The sequence below is a fragment of the Kutzneria sp. NPDC051319 genome (assembly GCF_040682195.1).
Taxonomy (GTDB): domain Bacteria; phylum Actinomycetota; class Actinomycetes; order Mycobacteriales; family Pseudonocardiaceae; genus Kutzneria.
Genome location: NZ_JBFBAM010000114.1, coordinates 1 through 20,009, shown reverse-complemented (window position 1 = coordinate 20,009; position 20,009 = coordinate 1). Strand labels below are relative to the sequence as shown.

19 protein-coding genes are annotated in these 20,009 nt (G+C 70.8%); 7 read left to right on the top strand and 12 right to left on the bottom strand.

Annotated features, from left to right (window positions below; all coding sequences use genetic code 11):
* Positions 1–91: 91 nt before the first annotated feature.
* The gene (locus AB0M73_RS47365; RefSeq protein WP_363906373.1) at positions 92–661 is read right to left on the bottom strand and encodes a helix-turn-helix domain-containing protein; all 570 of its coding nucleotides are present in this window, start codon (positions 659–661) and stop codon (positions 92–94) included.
* 85 nt (positions 662–746) lie between these two features.
* Between AB0M73_RS47365 and AB0M73_RS47360 the strand changes: the two genes are divergently transcribed.
* Positions 747–1,628, top strand: a complete 882-nt coding sequence (locus AB0M73_RS47360; protein WP_363906371.1) for an SDR family oxidoreductase — start codon at positions 747–749, stop codon at positions 1,626–1,628.
* A 147-nt stretch (positions 1,629–1,775) separates the two neighbouring features.
* Here AB0M73_RS47360 and glgC read toward each other — a convergent pair whose 3' ends face one another.
* Positions 1,776–2,993 (bottom strand): glucose-1-phosphate adenylyltransferase, encoded by a 1,218-nt coding sequence (glgC, locus tag AB0M73_RS47355; protein ID WP_043719088.1) that lies wholly within the window; start codon positions 2,991–2,993, stop codon positions 1,776–1,778.
* Between the two features lie 39 nt (positions 2,994–3,032).
* On the opposite strand from glgC, the gene glgA reads away from it, so the two are divergent.
* The 3 genes from glgA to AB0M73_RS47340 all read left to right on the top strand — a co-directional run bounded on the left by glgA (position 3,033) and on the right by AB0M73_RS47340 (position 6,631).
* Positions 3,033–4,184: a glycogen synthase gene (gene glgA, locus AB0M73_RS47350; protein ID WP_363906369.1), complete on the top strand. Its 1,152-nt coding sequence runs from the start codon at positions 3,033–3,035 to the stop codon at positions 4,182–4,184.
* Positions 4,185–4,268: 84 nt separating this feature from the next.
* A complete protein-coding gene (locus AB0M73_RS47345; protein WP_363906367.1) occupies positions 4,269–5,747 on the top strand; it encodes a hypothetical protein in 1,479 nt (492 codons plus the stop codon).
* On the top strand, positions 5,744–6,631 hold the full coding sequence (locus AB0M73_RS47340) for a LysR family transcriptional regulator (RefSeq protein WP_363906365.1): 888 nt from the start codon (positions 5,744–5,746) through the stop codon (positions 6,629–6,631). The genes AB0M73_RS47345 and AB0M73_RS47340 overlap by 4 nt, the downstream gene beginning before the upstream one ends.
* 86 nt (positions 6,632–6,717) lie before the next feature.
* On the opposite strand, the gene AB0M73_RS47335 is transcribed toward AB0M73_RS47340, so the two are convergent.
* The 6 genes from AB0M73_RS47335 to folP all read right to left on the bottom strand — a co-directional run bounded on the left by AB0M73_RS47335 (position 6,718) and on the right by folP (position 11,350).
* Positions 6,718–8,154 (bottom strand): leucyl aminopeptidase family protein, encoded by a 1,437-nt coding sequence (locus AB0M73_RS47335; protein WP_363906363.1) that lies wholly within the window; start codon positions 8,152–8,154, stop codon positions 6,718–6,720.
* An 84-nt stretch (positions 8,155–8,238) separates the two neighbouring features.
* Positions 8,239–8,406, bottom strand: coding sequence for a DUF3117 domain-containing protein (locus AB0M73_RS47330; RefSeq protein ID WP_084579640.1), 168 nt, complete (start codon positions 8,404–8,406; stop codon positions 8,239–8,241).
* 235 nt (positions 8,407–8,641) lie between these two features.
* Positions 8,642–9,193 (bottom strand): DNA-3-methyladenine glycosylase I, encoded by a 552-nt coding sequence (locus tag AB0M73_RS47325; RefSeq protein ID WP_363906361.1) that lies wholly within the window; start codon positions 9,191–9,193, stop codon positions 8,642–8,644.
* On the bottom strand, positions 9,190–9,501 hold the full coding sequence (locus AB0M73_RS47320) for a DivIVA domain-containing protein (protein WP_043719096.1): 312 nt from the start codon (positions 9,499–9,501) through the stop codon (positions 9,190–9,192). Before AB0M73_RS47320 ends, AB0M73_RS47325 begins: the two co-directional genes overlap by 4 nt.
* Positions 9,498–10,472, bottom strand: coding sequence for a glucosyl-3-phosphoglycerate synthase (locus tag AB0M73_RS47315; protein WP_363906358.1), 975 nt, complete (start codon positions 10,470–10,472; stop codon positions 9,498–9,500). The genes AB0M73_RS47320 and AB0M73_RS47315 overlap by 4 nt, the downstream gene beginning before the upstream one ends.
* A complete protein-coding gene (folP, locus tag AB0M73_RS47310) occupies positions 10,472–11,350 on the bottom strand; it encodes a dihydropteroate synthase (RefSeq protein WP_363906356.1) in 879 nt (292 codons plus the stop codon). The genes AB0M73_RS47315 and folP overlap by 1 nt, the downstream gene beginning before the upstream one ends.
* A 391-nt stretch (positions 11,351–11,741) precedes the next feature.
* On the opposite strand from folP, the gene AB0M73_RS47305 reads away from it, so the two are divergent.
* On the top strand, positions 11,742–12,776 hold the full coding sequence (locus AB0M73_RS47305) for a hypothetical protein (RefSeq protein WP_363906354.1): 1,035 nt from the start codon (positions 11,742–11,744) through the stop codon (positions 12,774–12,776).
* A 158-nt stretch (positions 12,777–12,934) separates the two neighbouring features.
* Positions 12,935–14,437, top strand: coding sequence for a CocE/NonD family hydrolase (locus AB0M73_RS47300; RefSeq protein WP_363906352.1), 1,503 nt, complete (start codon positions 12,935–12,937; stop codon positions 14,435–14,437).
* A gap of 57 nt (positions 14,438–14,494) precedes the next feature.
* Here AB0M73_RS47300 and AB0M73_RS47295 read toward each other — a convergent pair whose 3' ends face one another.
* The 4 genes from AB0M73_RS47295 to dapE all read right to left on the bottom strand — a co-directional run bounded on the left by AB0M73_RS47295 (position 14,495) and on the right by dapE (position 19,009).
* Positions 14,495–15,760: a S53 family peptidase gene (locus AB0M73_RS47295; RefSeq protein WP_363906350.1), complete on the bottom strand. Its 1,266-nt coding sequence runs from the start codon at positions 15,758–15,760 to the stop codon at positions 14,495–14,497.
* Positions 15,761–15,855: 95 nt separating this feature from the next.
* Positions 15,856–17,082 carry a S53 family peptidase gene (locus AB0M73_RS47290; RefSeq protein WP_363906348.1) on the bottom strand — a complete coding sequence of 409 codons (1,227 nt, stop codon included), beginning with the start codon at positions 17,080–17,082 and terminating at the stop codon, positions 15,856–15,858.
* Positions 17,083–17,159: 77 nt separating this feature from the next.
* Positions 17,160–17,924 carry a TIGR00730 family Rossman fold protein gene (locus tag AB0M73_RS47285; protein ID WP_043719103.1) on the bottom strand — a complete coding sequence of 255 codons (765 nt, stop codon included), beginning with the start codon at positions 17,922–17,924 and terminating at the stop codon, positions 17,160–17,162.
* Positions 17,924–19,009, bottom strand: coding sequence for a succinyl-diaminopimelate desuccinylase (dapE, locus tag AB0M73_RS47280; RefSeq protein ID WP_363906346.1), 1,086 nt, complete (start codon positions 19,007–19,009; stop codon positions 17,924–17,926). The genes AB0M73_RS47285 and dapE overlap by 1 nt, the downstream gene beginning before the upstream one ends.
* A gap of 23 nt (positions 19,010–19,032) precedes the next feature.
* Here dapE and dapD point away from each other — a divergent pair, with 23 nt between their 5' ends.
* The gene (dapD, locus tag AB0M73_RS47275; RefSeq protein WP_363906344.1) at positions 19,033–19,950 is read left to right on the top strand and encodes a 2,3,4,5-tetrahydropyridine-2,6-dicarboxylate N-succinyltransferase; all 918 of its coding nucleotides are present in this window, start codon (positions 19,033–19,035) and stop codon (positions 19,948–19,950) included.
* Positions 19,951–20,009 lie beyond the last annotated feature (59 nt).

Genomic DNA, 20,009 nt, shown 5'->3' with positions numbered 1-20,009 from the left:
GGCTCCACACCTACAATCACCACCGCGGCCACACCGCACTCAACGGCCTACCGCCAGCCAGCCGCGTTCCTAACCTCACGAGTCAGTACAGCTAGCCCAGCGACAAGCTCGCCGCTCGGAGCTCGCCCAGCGCCTGTAGGGCGTGCGGGGCGAGGTCGTCGTCACCGCTGTCCGACCACGCCGCGTACCCGCGCTTGAAGGCCAGAACCCCCAGCTCACCGGCCAGCGCCGCGGTCGCGTCGGGCACGCCGCGGGCCACCAGGGCAGCGGTCATGGCGGCGGCGAGGCTGACGCTCTTGAGGGCGTCCCGTTCCTGGAGTTCGGCGCTGGCGGCGACGGCGGCCTTCAGGCGTGGCCCGAGCTCGCGGTTCATCGGGCCCATCATGCTCGACGCCCTGGTCAGCGCGGCCGCCACGAGCTCGAGCGGGCTGGCCTCGGCCGGGGCTTGCTCGATGCCCTCGGTCAGCAGCCGGCTCAGCGACTCCTGCCCGGCCACCAGCAGCTCGCGCTTGTCCGGGAAGTGCCGGAAGAAGGTGCTCTTCGTGACGCCCGCGCGCTCGGCGATCTGGGCGACCGTGGTGGCGTCGTAGCCCTGCTCGGTGAACAGGTCGACGGCCGCCACGACCAGGCGTTCCCGCGCCCCCGGTTCCCATCGGCCCATGGCGCCCATCATAGGCGACGGGACTCTTGCCCCATCACCGTGCTAGCGTGACGGGACAAGAGTCCCATCACTGCGGGAGCATCTCATGCGCGTTTTTGTCACCGGCGGCACCGGTCTCATCGGCTCCGCCGTCGTCACCGAGCTCCTGAACAACGGCCATTCCGTCCTCGCGCTCGCCCGCTCCGACGCGTCCGCGCAGGCTGCCCTGGCCGCCGGCGCCGAGCCCGTCCGCGGTGGCCTGTCCGACCTGGACGCCCTGCGTTCCGGCGTCGCCCAGGCCGACGGCGTGATCCACCTGGCCTTCAGCAACGACTTCAGCAGCATCGACGCCCTCACCCAGTCGATCGAGGAGGAGGGGGCGGCCCTCGCCGCCATGGGCGAGGCGCTGATCGGCAGCGACCGGCCTTTCGTCACCTGCTCCGGCACGCCATGGGTGACCGGCCGCCTCTCCACCGAGGCCGACGTCGTGCCCACCGATGGTCCCGTCGGCGGCCGTGGTCGCGCCGTCACGGCCGTTCTCGACCTGGCGTCACGGGGCGTTCGCAGCTCCGCCGTGCGCCTGCCCCGCACCGTCCACAACGAGGGCCAGGGCGGCTTCGCCGGCGTCCTGACCGGCATCGCCCGTCAGACCGGCGTCTCCGGCTACCCCGGCGACGGCTCCCAGCGCTGGCCCGCCGTGCACGCCCTCGACGCCGCCGTCCTCTTCCGGCTCGCCCTGGAGCAGGCTCCCGCCGGCACCGCCTGGCACGCCGTGGCCGACGAGGGTGATCAGGTGCGGGACATCGCCGCCGTCATCGGCCGCCGCCTGGGCCTGCCGGTCGCCTCCGTCCCCGTCGAGACCTACGGCCCACTCGGGCTGATCTTCGCCAACGACCAGCCCTCGTCCAGCGCCCACACCCAGCAGGCCCTCGGCTGGCAGCCCAAGCACCCCAGCCTGCTGGCCGACCTGGAGCTCCTCCAGCCGTGAGCCACATGCGCTTCCCATGTGACGCCAGATGCCACATAGGAAGCGCATGTGGCAAAAAGCCGCCGGTTCCGAGCCATCGCACGGTGACGCCGTGGCCGGCTGGGTCGAAAAGACCCGCGCCGTCCACGGCGGTCAGATGAAACAGGACTACTCGGCGCGCGCTCCCTTGCCGAGCACGACGACTCCACTCGCGCTGACGGTGTAGTGCTCCAGGTCGTACGCGCGGTCGACGCCGACCATGGCGCCGTCGGTGACGACGACGTTCTTGTCGAGGATGGCCTTGCGCACCACGGCGCCCTTGCCGATGCGGACGCCGGGTAGCAGGACGCTGCCCTCGACGATGGCGCCGGACTCGACGACGACGTCGGAGCTGACCACGGACTCCCGCACGGTGGCGCCGGAGATGATCGAGCCGGGCCCGACGATGGACTCCACGGCCATGCCGCCGTTGACGAACTTGGCCGGCGGCAGGGGCGGGGTGGCGGTGCGGATGGGCCACGCCTGGTTGTAGAGGTTGAACACCGGGTGCACGGACACGAGGTCCATGTGGGCGTCGTAGTAGGCGTCGAGGGTCCCGACGTCCCGCCAGTAGCCGCGGTCCCGCTCGGTGGCGCCGGGCACGACGTTGTCGTCGAAGTCGTAGACGTAGGCGCTGCCGGCGTCGACCAGCATGGGGATGATGTTGCCGCCCATGTCGTGGTCGGAGTCGGGGTCGGCGGCGTCGGTGCGCAACGCGTCGAGCAGCGCCTCGGTGGTGAACACGTAGTTGCCCATGGACGCGAAGGTCACGTCGGGGTCGTCGGGCACGTGCGGCGGATCGGCCGGCTTCTCCAGGAACCGGGTGATCCGGCCGTCGGCGTCGGAGTCGATGCAGCCGAAGGCCTTGGCCTCGGCCCGCGGCACCCGGATGCCGGCGACGGTGACCCCGCAGCCGGATTCGATGTGCTGCTCGACCATCTGCCCCGGGTCCATCCGGTACACGTGGTCGGCGCCGAAGACGACGATGTAGTCGGGTTTCTCGTCGTGCACGAGGTTGAGCGACTGGAAGATCGCGTCGGCGCTGCCGGTGTACCAGCGTGGCCCGAGCCGCTGTTGCGCCGGCACGGGGGTGATGTACTGCCCGAGCACACTGGACAGCCGCCAGGTGGTGGAGATGTGGCGGTCCAACGAGTGCGACTTGTACTGGGTCAGCACGCACAGCTTGGACATGCCGGCGTTGACGAGGTTGGACAGCACGAAGTCGATAAGTCTGTAGTTGCCGCCGAACGGCACCGCAGGTTTGGCCCGGTCCGCGGTCAGGGGCCACAACCGCTTGCCCTCACCGCCGGCGAGCACGATTCCCAGAACGTGGGGCTGGCCCTTCACGATCAGTGACCCTATCCGCCGGGCACTAGGTTGTCAGCTGTGCGGATCGGATTACTGACACGCGAGTACCCGCCCGAGGTGTACGGCGGGGCAGGCGTCCACGTCGGCTTCCTCGTGCCAAGGCTGCGCGAGATCGTCGACGTCGACGTGCACTGTTTCGGTGGTGAGCGGCCGGATGCGACCGCCCACCAGCCGGCGCCGAGCCTCAGGGACGCGAACCCGGCACTGTCCACGCTGTCCGTCGACCTGGAGATCACGGCCGCGGTGGAGGGCGTGGACCTCGTGCATTCACATACGTGGTACGCCAACTTCGCCGGTCATGTGGCGAAGATCCTGCACGGCGTGCCGCACGTGATCACGGCCCACTCGTTGGAGCCGAGGCGGCCGTGGAAGGCCGAACAGCTCGGTGGGGGCTACCGGTTGTCGTCCTGGGTGGAGCGCACGGCCTACGAGTCGGCGGACGCGATCATCGCGGTCAGCGACGGCATGCGGGCCGACGTCCTGGACTGCTATCCGGCGCTGGACCCGGCCCGGGTGCACGTTGTCCGCAACGGGATCGACACGACGCTCTACGAGTCCGTGACCGGCACCGACGCGCTGACCAAGCACGGGATCGACCCGGCGAAGCCGATAGTGGCGTTCGTGGGCCGGATCACCCGGCAGAAGGGCGTCGGGCACCTGGTCGCGGCGGCGCACCGGATCGCCGGGGACGCCCAGCTGGTGCTGTGCGCGGGCGCGCCGGACACGCCGGAGATCGCCGCGGAGACCGAGGCGGCGGTGGCCGAGCTGGCCAAGGCCCGCCCGGGCGTGTTCTGGATCCAGGAGATGCTGCCGACCGAAGAGGTCAAGCAGGTGCTCAGCCACGCCACGGTTTTTGTCTGCCCGTCGGTGTACGAGCCGCTGGGCATCGTGAACCTGGAGGCCATGGCCTGCGGCACCGCGGTCGTCGCGTCGGACGTGGGCGGCATCCCGGAGGTCGTGGACGACGGCGTCACCGGGCTGCTGGTGCACTACGACGAGGCCGACATCGAGACGTTCCGCACGGATCTGGCGGCGGCGATCTCGCGGGTGCTGGCCGATCCGGCGCGGGCGGCGGAGATGGGCCGCGCGGGCCGTGACCGGGCAGTTCGGGAGTTTTCGTGGGGCGGCGTGGCGGCGCAGACGGTCGACGTCTACCGCAGTGTGATTTAGGTCACCTTTAGTCACGGCAACCCGGGACCCGCGCCGGCCACCTTTACCCGATAGAGCGACTTTGATCGAGCTATCGGAGGACGGGTGTCACTCACCGTGCACGGGCCTGGGGGCCGTGCCGCGATCCTGCTGTCGGCGGGCGCGCTGCTGCTGGGCGCGGCCGCCTGTTCGACGTCCCATGCGGGCGCGTCAGGTACGGCGACCCTGACCATCGGGGGCAAGCAGATCGTTGATCCGGCGCGCCTGGAGGCCGAGGGGGAACGGGAGTTGGCCTACACGGTCGGCTTCGGCTACGTCTCGCCGTCCGGGACCGGGCTGCCGCGCTGCTGGTTCGCCCAGCTCGGGCTGTCCGGCTCGGTGGACGAGCGGCTGTGGTGCGGCCCGGTGCAGGTGCCGGGCAGCCCGCCGACCAACGCCTGGGTCCCGATCGCCATGAAGAAGACCGGCGAGAACGACACCCAGATCCAGCTCCAGGTGCAGCCGCCGGACGTGCCGCTCCCGGGCAATCGCAGCACGCCGGTCAGCGACAGCCTGATCCGCGCGGACGGCACCACCACGAGCCCGAAGGCCGTGGTCAACCGCACTGCCAGCGCCAACTTCGTGGCCGTGCTTACCGACACCGAGCACAAGTCGAACGCCGATCTCGGCCTCACCGACCCGGCAACCCTGCGCGTGCACGACGACCTGCTCGCGGTGAACGCCACCGGCTACGGCCGGCCGAGCAGCTTCCCGATCGGCGACGGCGCGACCCTCATCCCGGGCAAGGGCACCCAACTGCGGGTGCTGCGCCTGCACGTGGAGCGCTCGGGCAAGACCGACCCCGCGTTCTCGGCACAGCAGTGGACGGGCTGGCATCCGCAGCAGTCGACACTGTCGCTGGTGGTCGAGGGCCGTCGGACGGTGCTGTCGCCGGACCGGCTGCCCGACTCCGGGGACGTGTTCCTGATCTACGCCGTGCCGGACAAGGCGGAGCCGGGGGAGTCGCTGATCCTCGGCAGCGTCGGCGCGAACTCGCTGGAGCAGCCGGTGCGGATCCCGGACGGCAAGCGCGCGGCCAAGGCCCCGGCCTCGCTGGCGACGGCCAGCGGCGTGAGCAGGGTGCCGGCCAACGCCACCCAGAAGTTCGTGGCCAGGACGATCGTCCCCTACGGCGGCCTGCCGGCCGGCGATCACGCGGCCGAGCTGACCGTGACCGGCGTGCGGCTGGGCCGGCAGCGGCCGATCAAGCTGGACAGCGGCGACTACCAGCTGGTCACCGAGACCACCGACGGCAAGGCGCTGCTGGAGGTGGCGATCAAGACGACCGGCCAGCTGCCGGCGATCATGGGCGGCCCGGTCACCAAGAACTCCTTCGCCATGACGCTGCCCGATGGCTCCAAGGCCAAGCTGGTCGGTGTCCGCTACGACGGCGACCTGCTGCCGGCCGCACTGGTGTTCGAGGTGCCGGCCGACGTCAAGTCGGTGAAGATCGGTGTGAGCGTCGGTTCCGTCCAGGTGTCCGCCCTCGGGCGCGTGGACCTGACCGCCACCGGCGCGATCGACCTGCCCCTGGACTTCGGATGACGCACGAGCAGCTCGCCGCGGGACTGGCCCCCAGGCTCGCCCTGCTGCGGGCGCTCGCCGCCGAGCAGCACGTCACGCGGGCGGCCGACCGCCTGGGCGTGCCGCAGCCGACGGTCAGCCGCTGGCTGGCCACGCTCAGCGCCGAGCTGGGCACGCCCGTGATCGTCCGCAACGGGCGGGGCGTGCGGCTGACGCGGGCCGGACAGATCCTGGCCGAGGCCGCCGAGCAGGCGCTGGGCGTGCTGGAGGCGGGCTGTCGCCGGGCCATCGGCGAGGCCGATCCGGAGCGCGGGCAGGTGGTGCTGGCCTTCCTGCACACCATGGGCGGCGTGCGGGTGCCGGAGTTGCTGCGGGCCTTCCGCACCGAGCACCCCAAGGTGCAGTTCGCCCTGGAGCAGGCCGCGCACGAGGAGATGCTGACCCGGGTTCGGGCCGGCGACGTCGACCTGGCGTTGACCGCTCCGCTGCCGGTCGGCCAGGCTGACCTGGGGTGCCAGCCGCTGTATGAGCAGCCGCTGCTGCTGACCGTGCCGACCGGGCATTCGCTGGCCGACCGGCGCCGAGTGCGGCTGGCTGATGTGGCCGAGGAGCAGTTCGTCGGCATGAAGGCCGGCTACGGCCTGCGCCGCATCACCGACGGCCTCTGCCAGCAGGCCGGCTTCCTGCCCGTGCTGGCCTTCGAGGGCGAGGAGGTCGACACGGTGCGCGGTCTCGTCGCCGCCGGTCTCGGCGTCGCCCTGCTGCCGCAGTCCGACACCGCGTTGAACGGCGTCGTCGAGCTGGCGCTCACCCCGTCGGCCAGCCGCACCATCGGCCTGGTCTGGTCGGCCGCCGTGCCCCTGCCGCCCGCCGTGGAGCTCTTCCGCGCCTTCGTCACAGCGTGACGCCGGCACCCCCCTTGTTTGTCACATGCGCTTCCTATGTGGTGCCAGATGCCACATAGGAAGCGCATGTGGCAGAAGAGGGGGTGTCAGGCGTAGTTCTGCGCGAATCTCACCAGGGTGCGCGCCGCGAAGCCGGTGGCGCCGGGGACGACCTCGTCGTGGGTGGACTCGGAGCGGGCGGGGCCGGCGATGTCGAGGTGGGCCCAGGGCAGCTGGCCGCTGAACTCGCGCAGGAAGAGGGCGGCGGCGATGGCGCCGGGGCCGCCGGGGGCCTGCTTGACGTCGGCGATGTCGCTACGCACGGAGTCGGCGAGGTCCTCCAACAGCGGCATGCGCCAGTGCGCCTCGCCGACCTCGGAGCCGGCGGTGATCAGCTGCTCGGCGAGGGAGTCGGTGGTGGCGAACAGGCCGCCGGTGCGCACGCCCAGCGACACCTTCATGGCGCCGGTGAGGGTGGCGACGTCGACCAGCACGTCCGGGGAGTGCTTGCGCACGGCCCAGGTCATGGCGTCGGCCAGGACCATGCGGCCCTCGGCGTCGGTGTTGGCGACCTCGGTGGTCTTGCCGCCGTAGTGGGTGACCACGTCGCCGGGGCGGTAGGCGGTGCCGGACACGTGGTTTTCCGCGCACGGCACGAGACCGGTGACGCGAAGGGGCAGTTTCAGTGCGGCCACCGCAAGCAGGGCGGCGATCACCGCGGCCCCGCCGGCCATGTCGGTGCGCATCAGGTGCATGCCGTCGGCGGGCTTGATCGAGATGCCGCCGGTGTCGAAGGTGATGCCCTTGCCCACGAACACCAGATGCGGCGCCTTGGCCGAGCCACGTGGACGCCACGTCAACTCTACGAACCGAGGCGGCCGCGCGGAGCCGCCGCCGACGGCCAGCACGCCGCCGAAGCCCTGCTCGGCCAGCCACTTCTCGTCACGGACGGCGGCGGTCAGCCCGGTAACGCCCTCGGCCAGCCGCGCGGCGGTACCGGCCAGCCAGGCCGGATCCTTCACATTGGACGGCGTGTTGGCGAGGTCCCGGGTCAACGCGGTCGCGGCGGCGAGGACCAGCGCCTCGGCCACGGCGTCGGCCACCGGAGCGGATGTGACGAGCAGCACTGACTTCGTGCGGGCGTCCGGCGTGTCGCCGGTGACCTTGAACCGGTAACCGCCCAGCGCGAGGCCCAGCGCGAACGCGCCGGCCTGCTCGGCGGTGACGTCCTCGGGCAGCAGCACCTGGTAGCGGGCGAGCTCCCGCTCGTCGGCCGCACGGACCAGCGCGGCGCCGGCGGACCGCCAGTCCTTGGCGGCGCCGTCGCCGACCCCGAGGATCCAGGCGGAGCCGACCGGACGGACCTCGCCGGTCTTGCCGGTGGGCTCGAAGGCGGCCAGCGCGGTGTCGTCGAGGCGGTCACGCCCCGGCCCGTAGGCCGGGCCGTCGGCGACGATCACCACCGCCGGGAGGCTGCGACGCGGGGCCGCGGCGACCTCGATCGCGGGCAACGGGGTTGGCACGGCGGGCGCCGTCGAGCGCACGGAGAACCTCCAGCAGGGAAACGAATTCTGCCCCGGCTCCACGTGGGAAACCGGGGCTCGGGGCACAGCACGCGGGGGCGGCGTCTAGCCCACGACGCCCTTGAGGGCATCGCCCAGTTCGCTCGCCTCCTCCGCCGACATCTCGACGACGAGGCGCCCACCACCTTCGAGGGGCACCCGCATCACGATGCCTCGCCCCTCCTTGGTGACCTCAAGGGGACCGTCGCCGGTCCTGGGCTTCATGGCCGCCATAGCGTGCTCCCTCCATCTGTCCAGCTCGGCCCGACCGCCTCCCAGCCTGTCGGGTCACGTCCATTCTCCCCCATCCGCCATCGGGCGTGAAACCGAACCGATCTTTTCGGCCGCACGCCGCCGGCACCATCTTGGCAAGTCAGGCCCCCTGCCGCCGAGGCGGCACGCCGGGCGGCGCCCGTACGGGCCCACGCGCGCACCCCTGCACGCACCCTCGGATGTCCGCTGTGGACGGTCAGCGGCGGGCCCGCCAACAGGCGGCGATGTGGTCGTCGACCATGCCGGTGGCCTGCATCAGCGCGTAGCACGTGGTGGGCCCGACGAAGGCGAACCCGAGCTTGCGCAAGGCCTTGGCCATCGCCGTCGACTCGGGCGTGACCGCCGGCACGTCGGCGACGGTGCGCGGGCGACGGCGGCGGCCGGTCGGCGCGAACGACCACAGCAGGTCGTCCAGCGGCTGGTCCAGACCGTTGACCACGCCGGCGTTGCGGACGGCGGCGGTGATCTTCTGCCGGTTGCGCACGATGCCGGTGTCGGCCATCAGCCGCTCCACGTCGGCCTCGTCGTAGGCGGCAACCTTCTTCGGATCAAAATGATCGAAAGCGGCCCGGAACGCCTCGCGCTTGCGCAGGATGGTGATCCACGACAGGCCCGACTGGAAGCCCTCCAGGCTGAGCCGCTCGAACATCTCGGGCACACCGCGCAGTTCGACGCCCCACTCCTCGTCGTGATAGCGCTGGTAGTCCTGTGTGGAGTCACCCCACGGGCAGCGGACCGGTGTGGTCACCGGGCGTTCTCCTCCACCGACAGCCGCTCCTCCAGCTCCGCCACCCTGGCCCGCAGCTCGGTCACCTCGCGGCCGAGACGGTCAAGGGCCCAGTCGACCTCGGACATCTTGTAGCCGCGGAACACCTGCTGGAAGCGCAGGTCCTGGACGTCCTGCTCGGTGACCGCGTCGGCGGGCAGCCGCGTCGGCGACGCGCCCGGCGGCAGCGGGGCGAGCTCCTCGCCGCGGCCGAACACCAGCGACGCGGCCAGGAACACCACGCCGGCCACCACGGCCATCACGACGAGGTAGATGAGTACGGTGGTCACGCCTTCGATCGTGGCACGTCCGGGGCCACCCGTGCACGGGGGTCGTCCGAAACCCGCCCGCCGGGCCCGCGCAGGGTCCGCATCGGCGGCCGGTCGGCGGTCGACACGGTGGTCGGATCCGGCAGCCATTCGCCGTCCACCTGCACGAACTGCGTGAGCACGGTGGCCTCGCCGACGTCACTACCACATCGGGCCAGTGCCGTGCCGAGAATCTGGCTGGCCATCGCGCCCAGCTGCGACAGCGACCGGTTCCGGTGCTTGCGCACGCCCAGGTTCACCTGGGCCAGGCCGTCCAGTCCGTACAGGGCGTGCGTGTCGATCAGCAGCCCGATCTCCACGCCGTAGCCGGCGGCGAAGGGCACGGACTCCAGAAGTTCGCGCGTGGCGGCGTACTCACCGCCGAGCGGTTGCACCACGCCGGACAGTTCCGGCCGCAGCGCCGCGATCACCGGGCGGGCCAGCAGCTCGGTGACCCGGCCGCCGCCGGTGCTCTCCAGCCGCAGCGGACGGCGGTAGAAACCCTTGACCAGGTGCACTCCCGCGTCGGTCAGCAGCGGGCCGAGCAGCGCCGGCACGAAGGCCGGATCCGGGTCGACGAGGTCGGAGTCGAGGAACACGACAAGGTCCCCGGTGGTCGCGGCCAGCGAGCGCCAGAGGACTTCTCCCTTGCCCGGTAACGGTTCCAGCTCGGGCAGGACATCGGTGCGCAGCACCACCCGCGCGCCGGCGGCTCGCGCCTGTTCGACGGTCCGGTCGGTCGAACCGGAGTCGATCACGACCAGTTCGTCCACCAGCGAGCCCAGCAGCGGCCGAACGGCGGCCACCACACGGCCGACCGTCCCCTCTTCGTCCAATGCGGGCAGCACCACGCTCACGGTGCGATCACCCTTGGCGCGCACCAGCTCCGGCACCGTCCACCCGGGTTCCTGCCAGGTGCGCTCGCGGAACCACCGCTCGGTGGCCGCCAGCATCAGGCCAGCGCCCGCAGCACGGCAGCCGGCGGCCGGGTGCCGGCGATGCTCGCGACCATGTCCAGCACCTGCCGGGTCTGCCTGACCTGGTGCGCACGGAACACCCGAGCGCCGCTCCAGGCCGCGACGGCGGTGGCGGCCAGCGTGCCGTCGACCCGCTCCTCCAGGCCGACGCCCAACGTCTCACCGACGAAGTCCTTGTTGGACAACGCCATCAGCACCGGCCATCCGGTGCCGACGAGTTCGTCCACCCGGCGCAGCAGTTCCAGTCCGTGCCAGGTGTTCTTGCCGAAGTCGTGGGTCGGGTCGATGAGCACGCCGTCGGCCGGCACGCCCAGCGCCACCATGCGTTCCGCCGCGGCGGCGAGTTCCTCGGCGACCTCGGCCACCACGTCCCGATAGCGCGGCCGGAAAGGATCGGTGCGCGGCGGCAGGCCGCCGGTGTGCGAGCAGACGATGCCGACGCCGTGCTCCGCCGCGATTTCGGCCAGCCGCGGGTCCGCGCCGGCCCAGGTGTCGTTGATCAGGTCCGCGCCCTCGCGGCAGACCTGGGCGGCGACCTCGTGCCGCCAGGTGTCCACGCTGATCACGACGTCCGGGTGGCGCTCGCGAACTGCCGCCACGAAAGGGACCACGCGGCGGGCTTCCTCGGCGGCGTCGACGGTCTCGCCCTGCGAGCCGGCGCGCACGCCGCCGATGTCGATGATGTCCGCGCCGTCGGCGACGGCCACGTCCACGGCGGCCATCGCGGCGTCCACCGCGAAGGTGGCGCCGCGGTCGTAGAAGGAGTCGCGCGTCCGGTTGACGATGGCCATGACCAGCGCGCGGTCCGCGCCGACCTGCCTGGTCCCGAATCGCAACGGTCGCACAACGGTCATCGTGCCACGACGGGCCCGATCCACCTGTTTGGAGTAATGTCTATCACTGTTGCCGGAACAAATAACTGCTCCCACAACGCGGCGACCTTCCTGTATGCCACAGGGGTCGAAGAGAGGGCAAATCGCGGCCGGATGATCATGTCCGCCGTTGTCCCCCGGCCGGGTATTCCACCCGGGTCCCCCACCCGCGCTTTTACCCATTCGGCCTAGTCAATCGACACCGCCGGGTGATACCGATTACCGGAAATTGGTCCACCCGAACGAGGGCACGGCCCGTGAGATCTCCGTTTGCCGGGCTAGCCTCGGTCGGGCCGAGGCGATCCACGAGCTGGAGGGGGCGCACTTCCGCTCGATGCCGCGGCGCACAACACAAGATCAATAAGGAGAGACCGTGGCCAAGAAGGCACTTGTCGTGGCGGTCACCGCCACCGGAATGCTGGTCATCGGGGCACCGGCATTCGCGGCGGAGGCACCGGCTGACAACCCTCTTTTCCAACAGCCACTCGTTTCCAACGTCAATGTCCTGAGCCAGAACGTGGTGCCGACCGGCAACGTCAACGGCGGGAACGGCAACAACGCCGGTAGCGGAAATGTGGGCGGCAACGGCAACAACATCGGCGACAACAACAACGGCGGCAACGGCAACAGCAACGGCGGGGCCGGCAACACGGTCGGCGGCGGCAACGCCGGCGGCGCGCACAACGGCCTGACCAAGCTCGCCCAGGCGGCCTCGGTCCCCTTCGCAGACTTCCTCCGGTCGGACTCGGCGCCGGTTGCCGGTCCCGGCAACACCAATGTCGGCGGCGGCAACAACTCCGGTTCCGGGAACACCGGCGGCAACGGCAACAACATCGGTTCCGCCAACAACGGCGGAAACGGGAACAGCAACGGCGGCGAGGGCAACACCGTCGGCGGCGGCAACTCGGGCGGCATGGGCAACGGCCACGGCGTGAGCCCGGCCGCGGTCAACCTTCCGGAGAACCCGTATTTCGGCCGCAGCCTTTCCAGTGGCCCCGGCAACAACAACGGCGGCGCCGGCAACAACGCCGGTAGCGGCAATGTCGGCGGCAACGGCAACAACATAGGCGACAACAACAACGGCGGTAACAGCAACAGCAACGGCGGTTCCGGCAACACCGTCGGCGGCGGCAACTCCGGCGGTATCGGCAACCACCGTTCACACCGGGTGGTCGTGCCGGCGTCCATCACGTCGGAGCGGACGCTGCTCGAACCGCGCCGCTGGCACCCGGGCAACAACAACGGCGGCAATATCAACTCCGGTGGGGGAAACAACGCCGGCCAGGGCAACATCGGCGGCAATGGCAACAACATCGGGGACAACAACAACGGCGGCAACGGGAACAGCAACGGCGGTTCCGGCAACACCGTCGGCGGCGGCAACTCCGGCGGCGTCGGCAACCACTGAGCGATGACGCTCGACGCATGACCGAATGGCGGTGTCACCACAGGGTGGTGATACCGCCGTTTGGCCGTGACGCATGTCACAGTCCATTGCTACTCCAGAGTAGGTCCAAGTTTACTGCCGAGTAACCAAGTCGTGACCGAGGTCACTCTGGAGGGCAAGTGCGCAGGTCAATGGCGACCCTGCTGGCTGTGCTGCTAGCGCTGGTCGGCCTGTCGGGCACCGCGGCGGCGGCCCCGGCCGCCGGCTTCAGCACCACCTATCAGTCCATCCCCGGCGACGGCGGCGACCCGCTCGGCGCGTTCGTGATCCGGCCGACCGGCCGCGGTGACGGGCCGTTCCCGCTGCTGGTCATGCCGAGCAGCTGGGGCGCGCTGGACATCGAGTACGTCGGCGCGGCCGCGAAACTCGCGTACCAGTCGGGCTACGTGGTGGTCAGCTACACCGCCCGCGGCTTCTGGGACTCGGCCGGCCAGATCGAGGTGGCCGGGCCCAAGGACGTGGCCGACGCCAGCAAGGTCATCGACTGGGCGCTGGCCAACACGAACGCCGACCCGTCGCGTATCGGCATGGCCGGCATCTCCTACGGGGCCGGCATCAGCCTGCTCACCGCCGCCGCCGACCCGCGGGTCCGCGCCGCGGTGTCGCTGAGCGGCTGGTCCGACCTGGCCGCCTCGCTGTATCCGAACCAGACGGTCAGCGCGGCGGGCGTCGACCTGCTGCTGGCCGCCGGGCACCTGACCGGCCGACCCGGACCGGATCTCCAGAACGCCGAAAAGGCCTATCTCGCCGGCAAGTTCGCCGACGCGCTGCCGATCGCCCCGGTGCGCTCCGCCGCCACCAAGGTCGACGCCATCAACCAGCACGGCACCGCCGTGATGATGGCGAACGCCTGGGAGGACTCGCTGTTCCCGCCCAGCCAGCTCGTCGACTTCTTCGGCAAGCTGACCGGCCCGAAGCGGCTGATGCTGACCCCGGGCGATCACGCCACGCCCGAGGTCTTCGGCGCGGCCGGCCTGCCCAACGAGATCTGGGACGCGGCCGACCGCTGGTTCGACCACTACCTGCTCGGGGTGGACAACGGCATCGACCGGGAGCACTCGATCCAGGTCAAGCCGGCCAACGGCGGCGGCTGGCAGGGTTCCGAGTCGTGGCCGTGGCAGCAGCAGACGATTCCGTTGAGCAGCAACAAGTTCGCGGCCGGAGTGGACACCGTCGCCGACAGCGGAGTCGTCTTCGTGAGCGGGATCCTGCAGGGTTACCTGGGCATTCCCAACGGCGTCTCGATGCCGCTGGTCTCCCGGGCCGCGGCCGGCGTGTGGTCGGGACCCGTTGCCACCCAAGGTTTTGAGGTCAACGGCACACCGCACGCGCAGTTGACCGTCACGCCCAGCGCCGCCGACACGACGCTGTTCGCGTACCTCTACGACGTGGGTCCGCTGGGGCTCGGATCGCTGATCACGCACAAGCCGTACTCGGTGCTGGGCGCGACTCCGGGCGTGGCCCGCACCATCGACCTCGGTCTGGAGCCCATCGCCTGGAATGTGCCGGCGGGGCACCATCTCGCGCTGGTCGTCGACACCGTCGACCCGCGCTACCTGTCGTCCAGCAAGCTCGGCAGCACGGTTTCGCTGTCCGGCACGCTGACGGTTCCGGTCAGCTAGGAACAGCGGAAGGCGGGGGCCCCGGCGCGGGAGCCCCCGCCTTCTGGCTTTATAGCGCTACCTGACGGCCTTCACCAGCGCCGGCACGAACTTCGCGGCGTCGAGCGTGCCCCAGCCGGACACGGTGTCGAAGCCGGCCGCCGCGGTGTAGCCGGTGACCACGCCGTAGCTGTTGTCGCCGCTGGTCACGTCGACGATGCCGGACTTGGCCGCCTTGGGGCCGAGTTTCCCGTACAGCGCCGGGTTGATCTGACCCAGCGAGTGCCCGCCGTTGGCCTGCACCGCCAGCGCCAGCACACCCGCGAACAGCGGGGCCGACTCCGAGGTGCCCTGGATGCCCTCCATGGTGATGTCCGGGAACGAGCGGAACTTGCTGCCGGTGCTGGACTTCACCGAGTTCTGCCAGGACGGCCGGGCGTAGGTCTTGGAGACGCCGCCGCCGGACCGAGGCCACAGGGCGTCGGGCGAGGTCCGGTTGCCGTTGGCGTCGGTGGACAGCACCGTGCCGCCGAGCGAGGTGACGTTGGGGTCGGAGCCCGGCCAGCTGGGCGCGCGGTAGGGGAACGTGCCTTCGCCGACGAGCACCGGGTTGGTGGCGCCGTAGTCGCCCGAGGAGGCGACCAGCGTGATGCCGGCCCTGCTGGCCCGCTCCAGCGCCGGGTCGAGGCTCTTGACCGAGTCGACCGACGGGAAGGTGTCCTCGGCCGTGCCGAAGCTCATCGAGATGACGTCGACCAGCTTGTGCTTGGCCACGTAGTCGACCGCGGCCATCATCTCCGGCAGGCCGGTGAAGCCCTGCGTCTCGGCGATCGGCGTGGCCACGATGACGATCTTCGCGGCCGGTGCGATGGTGTGGAACATGGCCACGTCCAGGTCGGTCTCGCCGCCCCAGCCCTGGCAGGTGCCGGTGTCCACGCCCGAATCCGCGCAGCCCGGCACCGCGCCGGCCGGCGTGATCACCGAGATGTCGGCCGGCGGCAGGCCGTAGCGCTGGTCGTAGGCGTCCATCACGGCCTTGATGTCCGCGTCGCCGTAGGACACCAGCGTCGCCACCGTCGCCCCGGCACCCGTCACGCCCTGGTTCCACAGCGTCGGCGCGTTGTACGCGTTGGCCAGCCGCGGCAGCCCGGCCGCCGCCGCGGAGAGGCGATCCACCTTCTGCTGCACCGTGCTCGCGCCGATGAACGACGCCGCCGCCGCGCTGAACATGTGGTGCGCCTGCTGCGCCGCCCGCGGCTGCTGCCCCGCCTCCGCCGGCGCCGCCGCCACCGTGGTCGCGGCTAACGCCACCCCCACCACAACCGCCAGACCTCTACCCCGCATCATCACTCCTAGTCACCGTTTTTCATGCAGGGAAGGACGCCTTACCCTCGTTGAACGCGGGTAAGGCGTCCTTCCCTGCATGTTGGGAATTACGCTCAGTGCAGTGCTGCCACCAGGGACGGGACGAACTTGGCGGCGTCGAGGGTGCCCCAGCCGGACACGATGTCGAAGCCCTTGGCCGCCGAGTAGCCGGTGACACCGTTGTAGCTGTTGTTGCCGCTGGTCACGTCGACGAAGCCGGTGACCTTGCCGCCGTAGAGCGCGGTGTTGACCTGGCCGAGGCGGCCGCCCTTGGCCTGCGCGGCCAGCGCCAGCACGGCGGCGAACAGCGGCGAGGACTCGGAGGTGCCGCTGGTGCCCTCCATGGCCACGTCGGGGAAGGACCGCTTGGTGCTCTTGGTGATCGTCGAGACGCTGTCCTGCCAGCTCGGACGGTTGTACACCTTGGACAGTCCGCCGCCGGAGTCCGCCCACAGCGTGGTGTTCGGCTTGCCGCTCACCGAGTTCGTGCCGCCGACGGCGGTCACGTTCGGGTCGGCCGCCGGCCAGCTGGCGGTGCGGGTGGAGAAGTAGCCGCCGGCCTTCTTGTGGTTGGTGGCCCCGGAGTCGCCGGAGGAGGCGGTGAACGTGATGCCGGCGGCGCTGGCCCGCTGCAGAGACGGGTCCAGGCCGGTGATCTGGCTGGTGGAGTCGAAGTTGTCCTCGGCCGTGCCGAAGCTCATGGAGATGATGTCCGCGGACTTGTTGGCGGTCGCGTAGTCCACCGCCCGCATCATCTCCGGCAGGCCGTCGATGCCCTCGGTCTCGGCCACCGGCGTGGCGATGACGACGATCTTCGCGCCCGGCGCCAGGGTGTGGATCATCTCCACGTCCAGGTCGGTCTCGCCGCCCCAGGACTGGCAGGTCGCGGTGTCCACGCCGGAGTCGCGGCAGCCGGGCACGTGGCCGACCGGCTCGAGGATCTGCACGTTGGCCTTGGGCAGGCCGTTGCGCTGGTCGTAGGAGTCGATGACCGACTGGATGGCCTTGTCACCGAAGGAGACCAGCGTGGCCACGGTGATGCCCGTGCCATCGGTTCCCTTGTCCCACAACGGCTTCACGTCGTAGGCGGTGGCCAGCCGGGGCAGCGCGGCCAGCGCGGCCTCCATTCGCTGCACCTTCTGCTCCACGGTGTCCGCGCCCACGAAGGACCGCGCCGCCGCACTGAAGCTGTGCTGGCCCGGGGCGGGCGCTGCGACGGCGGGGGCGGCGACGACGCCACCCAGCGCCAGCGCGGCCCCGACCACCAGCACACCCGCGGACTTGACCGAACGTCCCACCATGGCTTCCCTCCTGATCAGCCGACCCCGCCCATTCAAGGGGGTGCCGCGTGCCGGCCGTCAGGTCCGAAAGTCGGGAATCAGTGCACCTGCTCCCACGCCCGATAGGCGTCCTGGACCACACGGACGGCGTCGTCGATGTCGTCCGTCAGATGTAGCAGCTTCATGTCCTTGGCCCCGATCTTGCCGCCGCCTTCCACCGAATCGTGTAGCCAGTCGTAGAGGCCCTGCCAGTAGGACCGTCCAAACAGGACGACCGGGAACTTGGTGACCTTCTTGGTCTGCACCAGGGTCAGCGCCTCGAACAGCTCGTCCAGGGTGCCGAAGCCGCCGGGCAGGCAGATGATCGCCTGGGCGTACTTGATGAACATGGTCTTGCGGGTGAAGAAGTAGCGGAAGTTGACGCCGAGGTCGACCCACGGGTTCAGGCCCTGCTCGAACGGCAGCTCGATGCCCAGCCCGACGGAGTAGCCACCGGCCTCCGAGGCGCCGCGGTTGACCGCCTCCATCGAGCCCGGGCCGCCGCCGGTGATCACGGCGAAGCCGGCCTCGGCCAGCGCGCCGCCGAGCTTGCGGCCGGTCTCGTAGTCCGGGTGGTCCTGCTTGGTGCGGGCGGAGCCGAACACCGTGACGGCCTTGGGCAGTTCGGCCAGCGCGCCGAAGCCCTCCACGAACTCGGCCTGGATCCGCAGCACCCGCCACGGGTCGGTGTGCACCCAGTCGGACGGGCCGCGGGAGTCCAGCAGCCGCTGGTCCGTGGTGGTGGAGTCGCTGGAGCGGTCCCGGCGCAGCGTCACCGGCCCACGCTGCCGCTCGTTGAGCGGCTGCTCCTGGTTCTCGTTCATCATGAAACCCTACTCAGGAAGCGGCGCAGCACCCGCTCGCACCGCGCGATCTGTTCGGCGGCCACGTTCTCCTGCTGGGTATGGGCCAACGTCGGGTCGCCCGGGCCGAAGTTCACCGCCGGAATGCCCAGCGCCGCGAACCGCGCCACGTCCGTCCAGCCCAGCTTGGCCACGGGCGTGCCGCCCGCGGCCTCGACCAGTTCGCGGGCCGTCGGCGCGGACAGACCGGGCAGCGCGCCCTCGGCCGCGTCGACGACGGTCAGCTCGTAGCCCTCGAACAGCGGCCGAAGGTGTTCCACCGCCTGCTCGGCGCTGCGGTCCGGGGCGAAGCGGTGGTTGATCGTCAGCACGCACTCGTCCGGCACCACGTTGCCGGCCACGCCGCCGGTGATCTTCACCGCCTGCAGGCCCTCGCGGTAGTGGCAGCCGTCGATGTCCACCTGCCGCGGCTCGTACAGGTCCAGCTTGTGCAGCGCCCCGCTCATGGCGTGGATGGCGTTCTCGCCCATCCAGGCCCGGGCCGTGTGGGCGCGGATTCCCTTGGTGCGCAACTCGATCCGCAGCGTTCCCTGGCAGCCGGCCTCGATCACGCCGTTGGACGGCTCGCCCACGATGGCCAGGTCGCCCAGCAGCCACTCCGGCAGCTCCCGCTCGATGCGGCCCAGCCCGTTGCGGGTCGCCTCGATCTCCTCGCAGTCGTAGAAGATGAAGGTGAGGTCGTGCACCGGCTCGGCGATGGTCGCGGCCAGGTGCAGGAAGACGGCGTCGCCGCCCTTCATGTCGACGGCCCCGCAGCCGTGCAGCACAAGATCGTCGTCCGAACCCGTGCGGCGCAACGGCAGATTGTCGTTGATCGACACCGTGTCGAGGTGGCCGGCCAGGACCACGCGGGACGGCCGACCCAGGTTCGTGCGGGCCATCACCGTGTTCCCGGACACCTTGATCTCCAGGTGCGGGGCCTGCTTGTCCAGCGCCGCTTTGACGGCCGTGGCCAGCGCTTCCTCGTCGCCGGAGACGCTCGGCACGTCCACCAGGGCAGCGGTCAGCTCGACGGGATCGGCGGTCAGGTCCAGGCTTGTCGTCACGACCGGCACGTTACCGTTGTGCCGTGACCACCAGCGCTTACGGCACCGGCCTCGCCACCATCGCCGCCGACGGAACCGTCCTGGACACCTGGTACCCGTCGCCGACCCTCGACTCCCCCGCCGCCGACCAGCCCGACTTCGCCGACGTGCTCGGCGAGGACAAGGCCCGTGGCGTGACCGTGGTCCGGGTCGAGACGGTGATCGAGGACCTGTCCGCCGCGCCGGTCGACACCCATGACGTGTATCTCCGCCTGCACCTGCTCTCGTCCCGCCTGGTCAAGCCGCACGGCCTCAGCCTCGACGGCATCTTCGGCAAGCTGGCCAACGTCGTGTGGACCAACTTCGGGCCGTGCGCGGTGGCCGACTTCGAGGCCACCCGGCTGCGGCTGCGCGCCCGCGGGCTCGTCACCGTGTACGGCGTGGACAAGTTCCCGCGCATGGTCGACTACGTGCTGCCCAGCGGCGTCCGCATCGCCGACGCCGACCGCGTCCGCCTCGGCGCGCACCTGGCCGCCGGCACCACCGTCATGCACGAGGGCTTCGTCAACTTCAACGCCGGCACCCTCGGCACCTCCATGGTCGAGGGCCGCATCTCCGCCGGCGTCGTCGTCGGCGACGGCTCCGACGTCGGCGGCGGCGCCTCGATCATGGGCACCCTCTCCGGCGGCGGCAAGGAGGTCATCTCCCTCGGCGAGCGCTGCCTGATCGGGGCCAACGCCGGCATCGGCATCCCCCTCGGCGACGACTGCGTCGTCGAGTCCGGCCTCTACGTCACCGCCGGCACCAAGGTCACCCTGCCCTCCGGCTCGGTGGTCAAGGCCCTGGAGCTCGCCGGCCGGTCCGGCCTGCTGTTCATCCGCAACTCCACCACCGGCGTCGTCGAGGTCAAGGCCCGCAAGGGCCAGGGCATCGAGCTCAACGCCGCCCTCCACGCGAACTGATCTCACGTTTTGTGAAGTTCGGAAGGGACCATTCCTCCACTCGGAGTGGAGGAATGGTC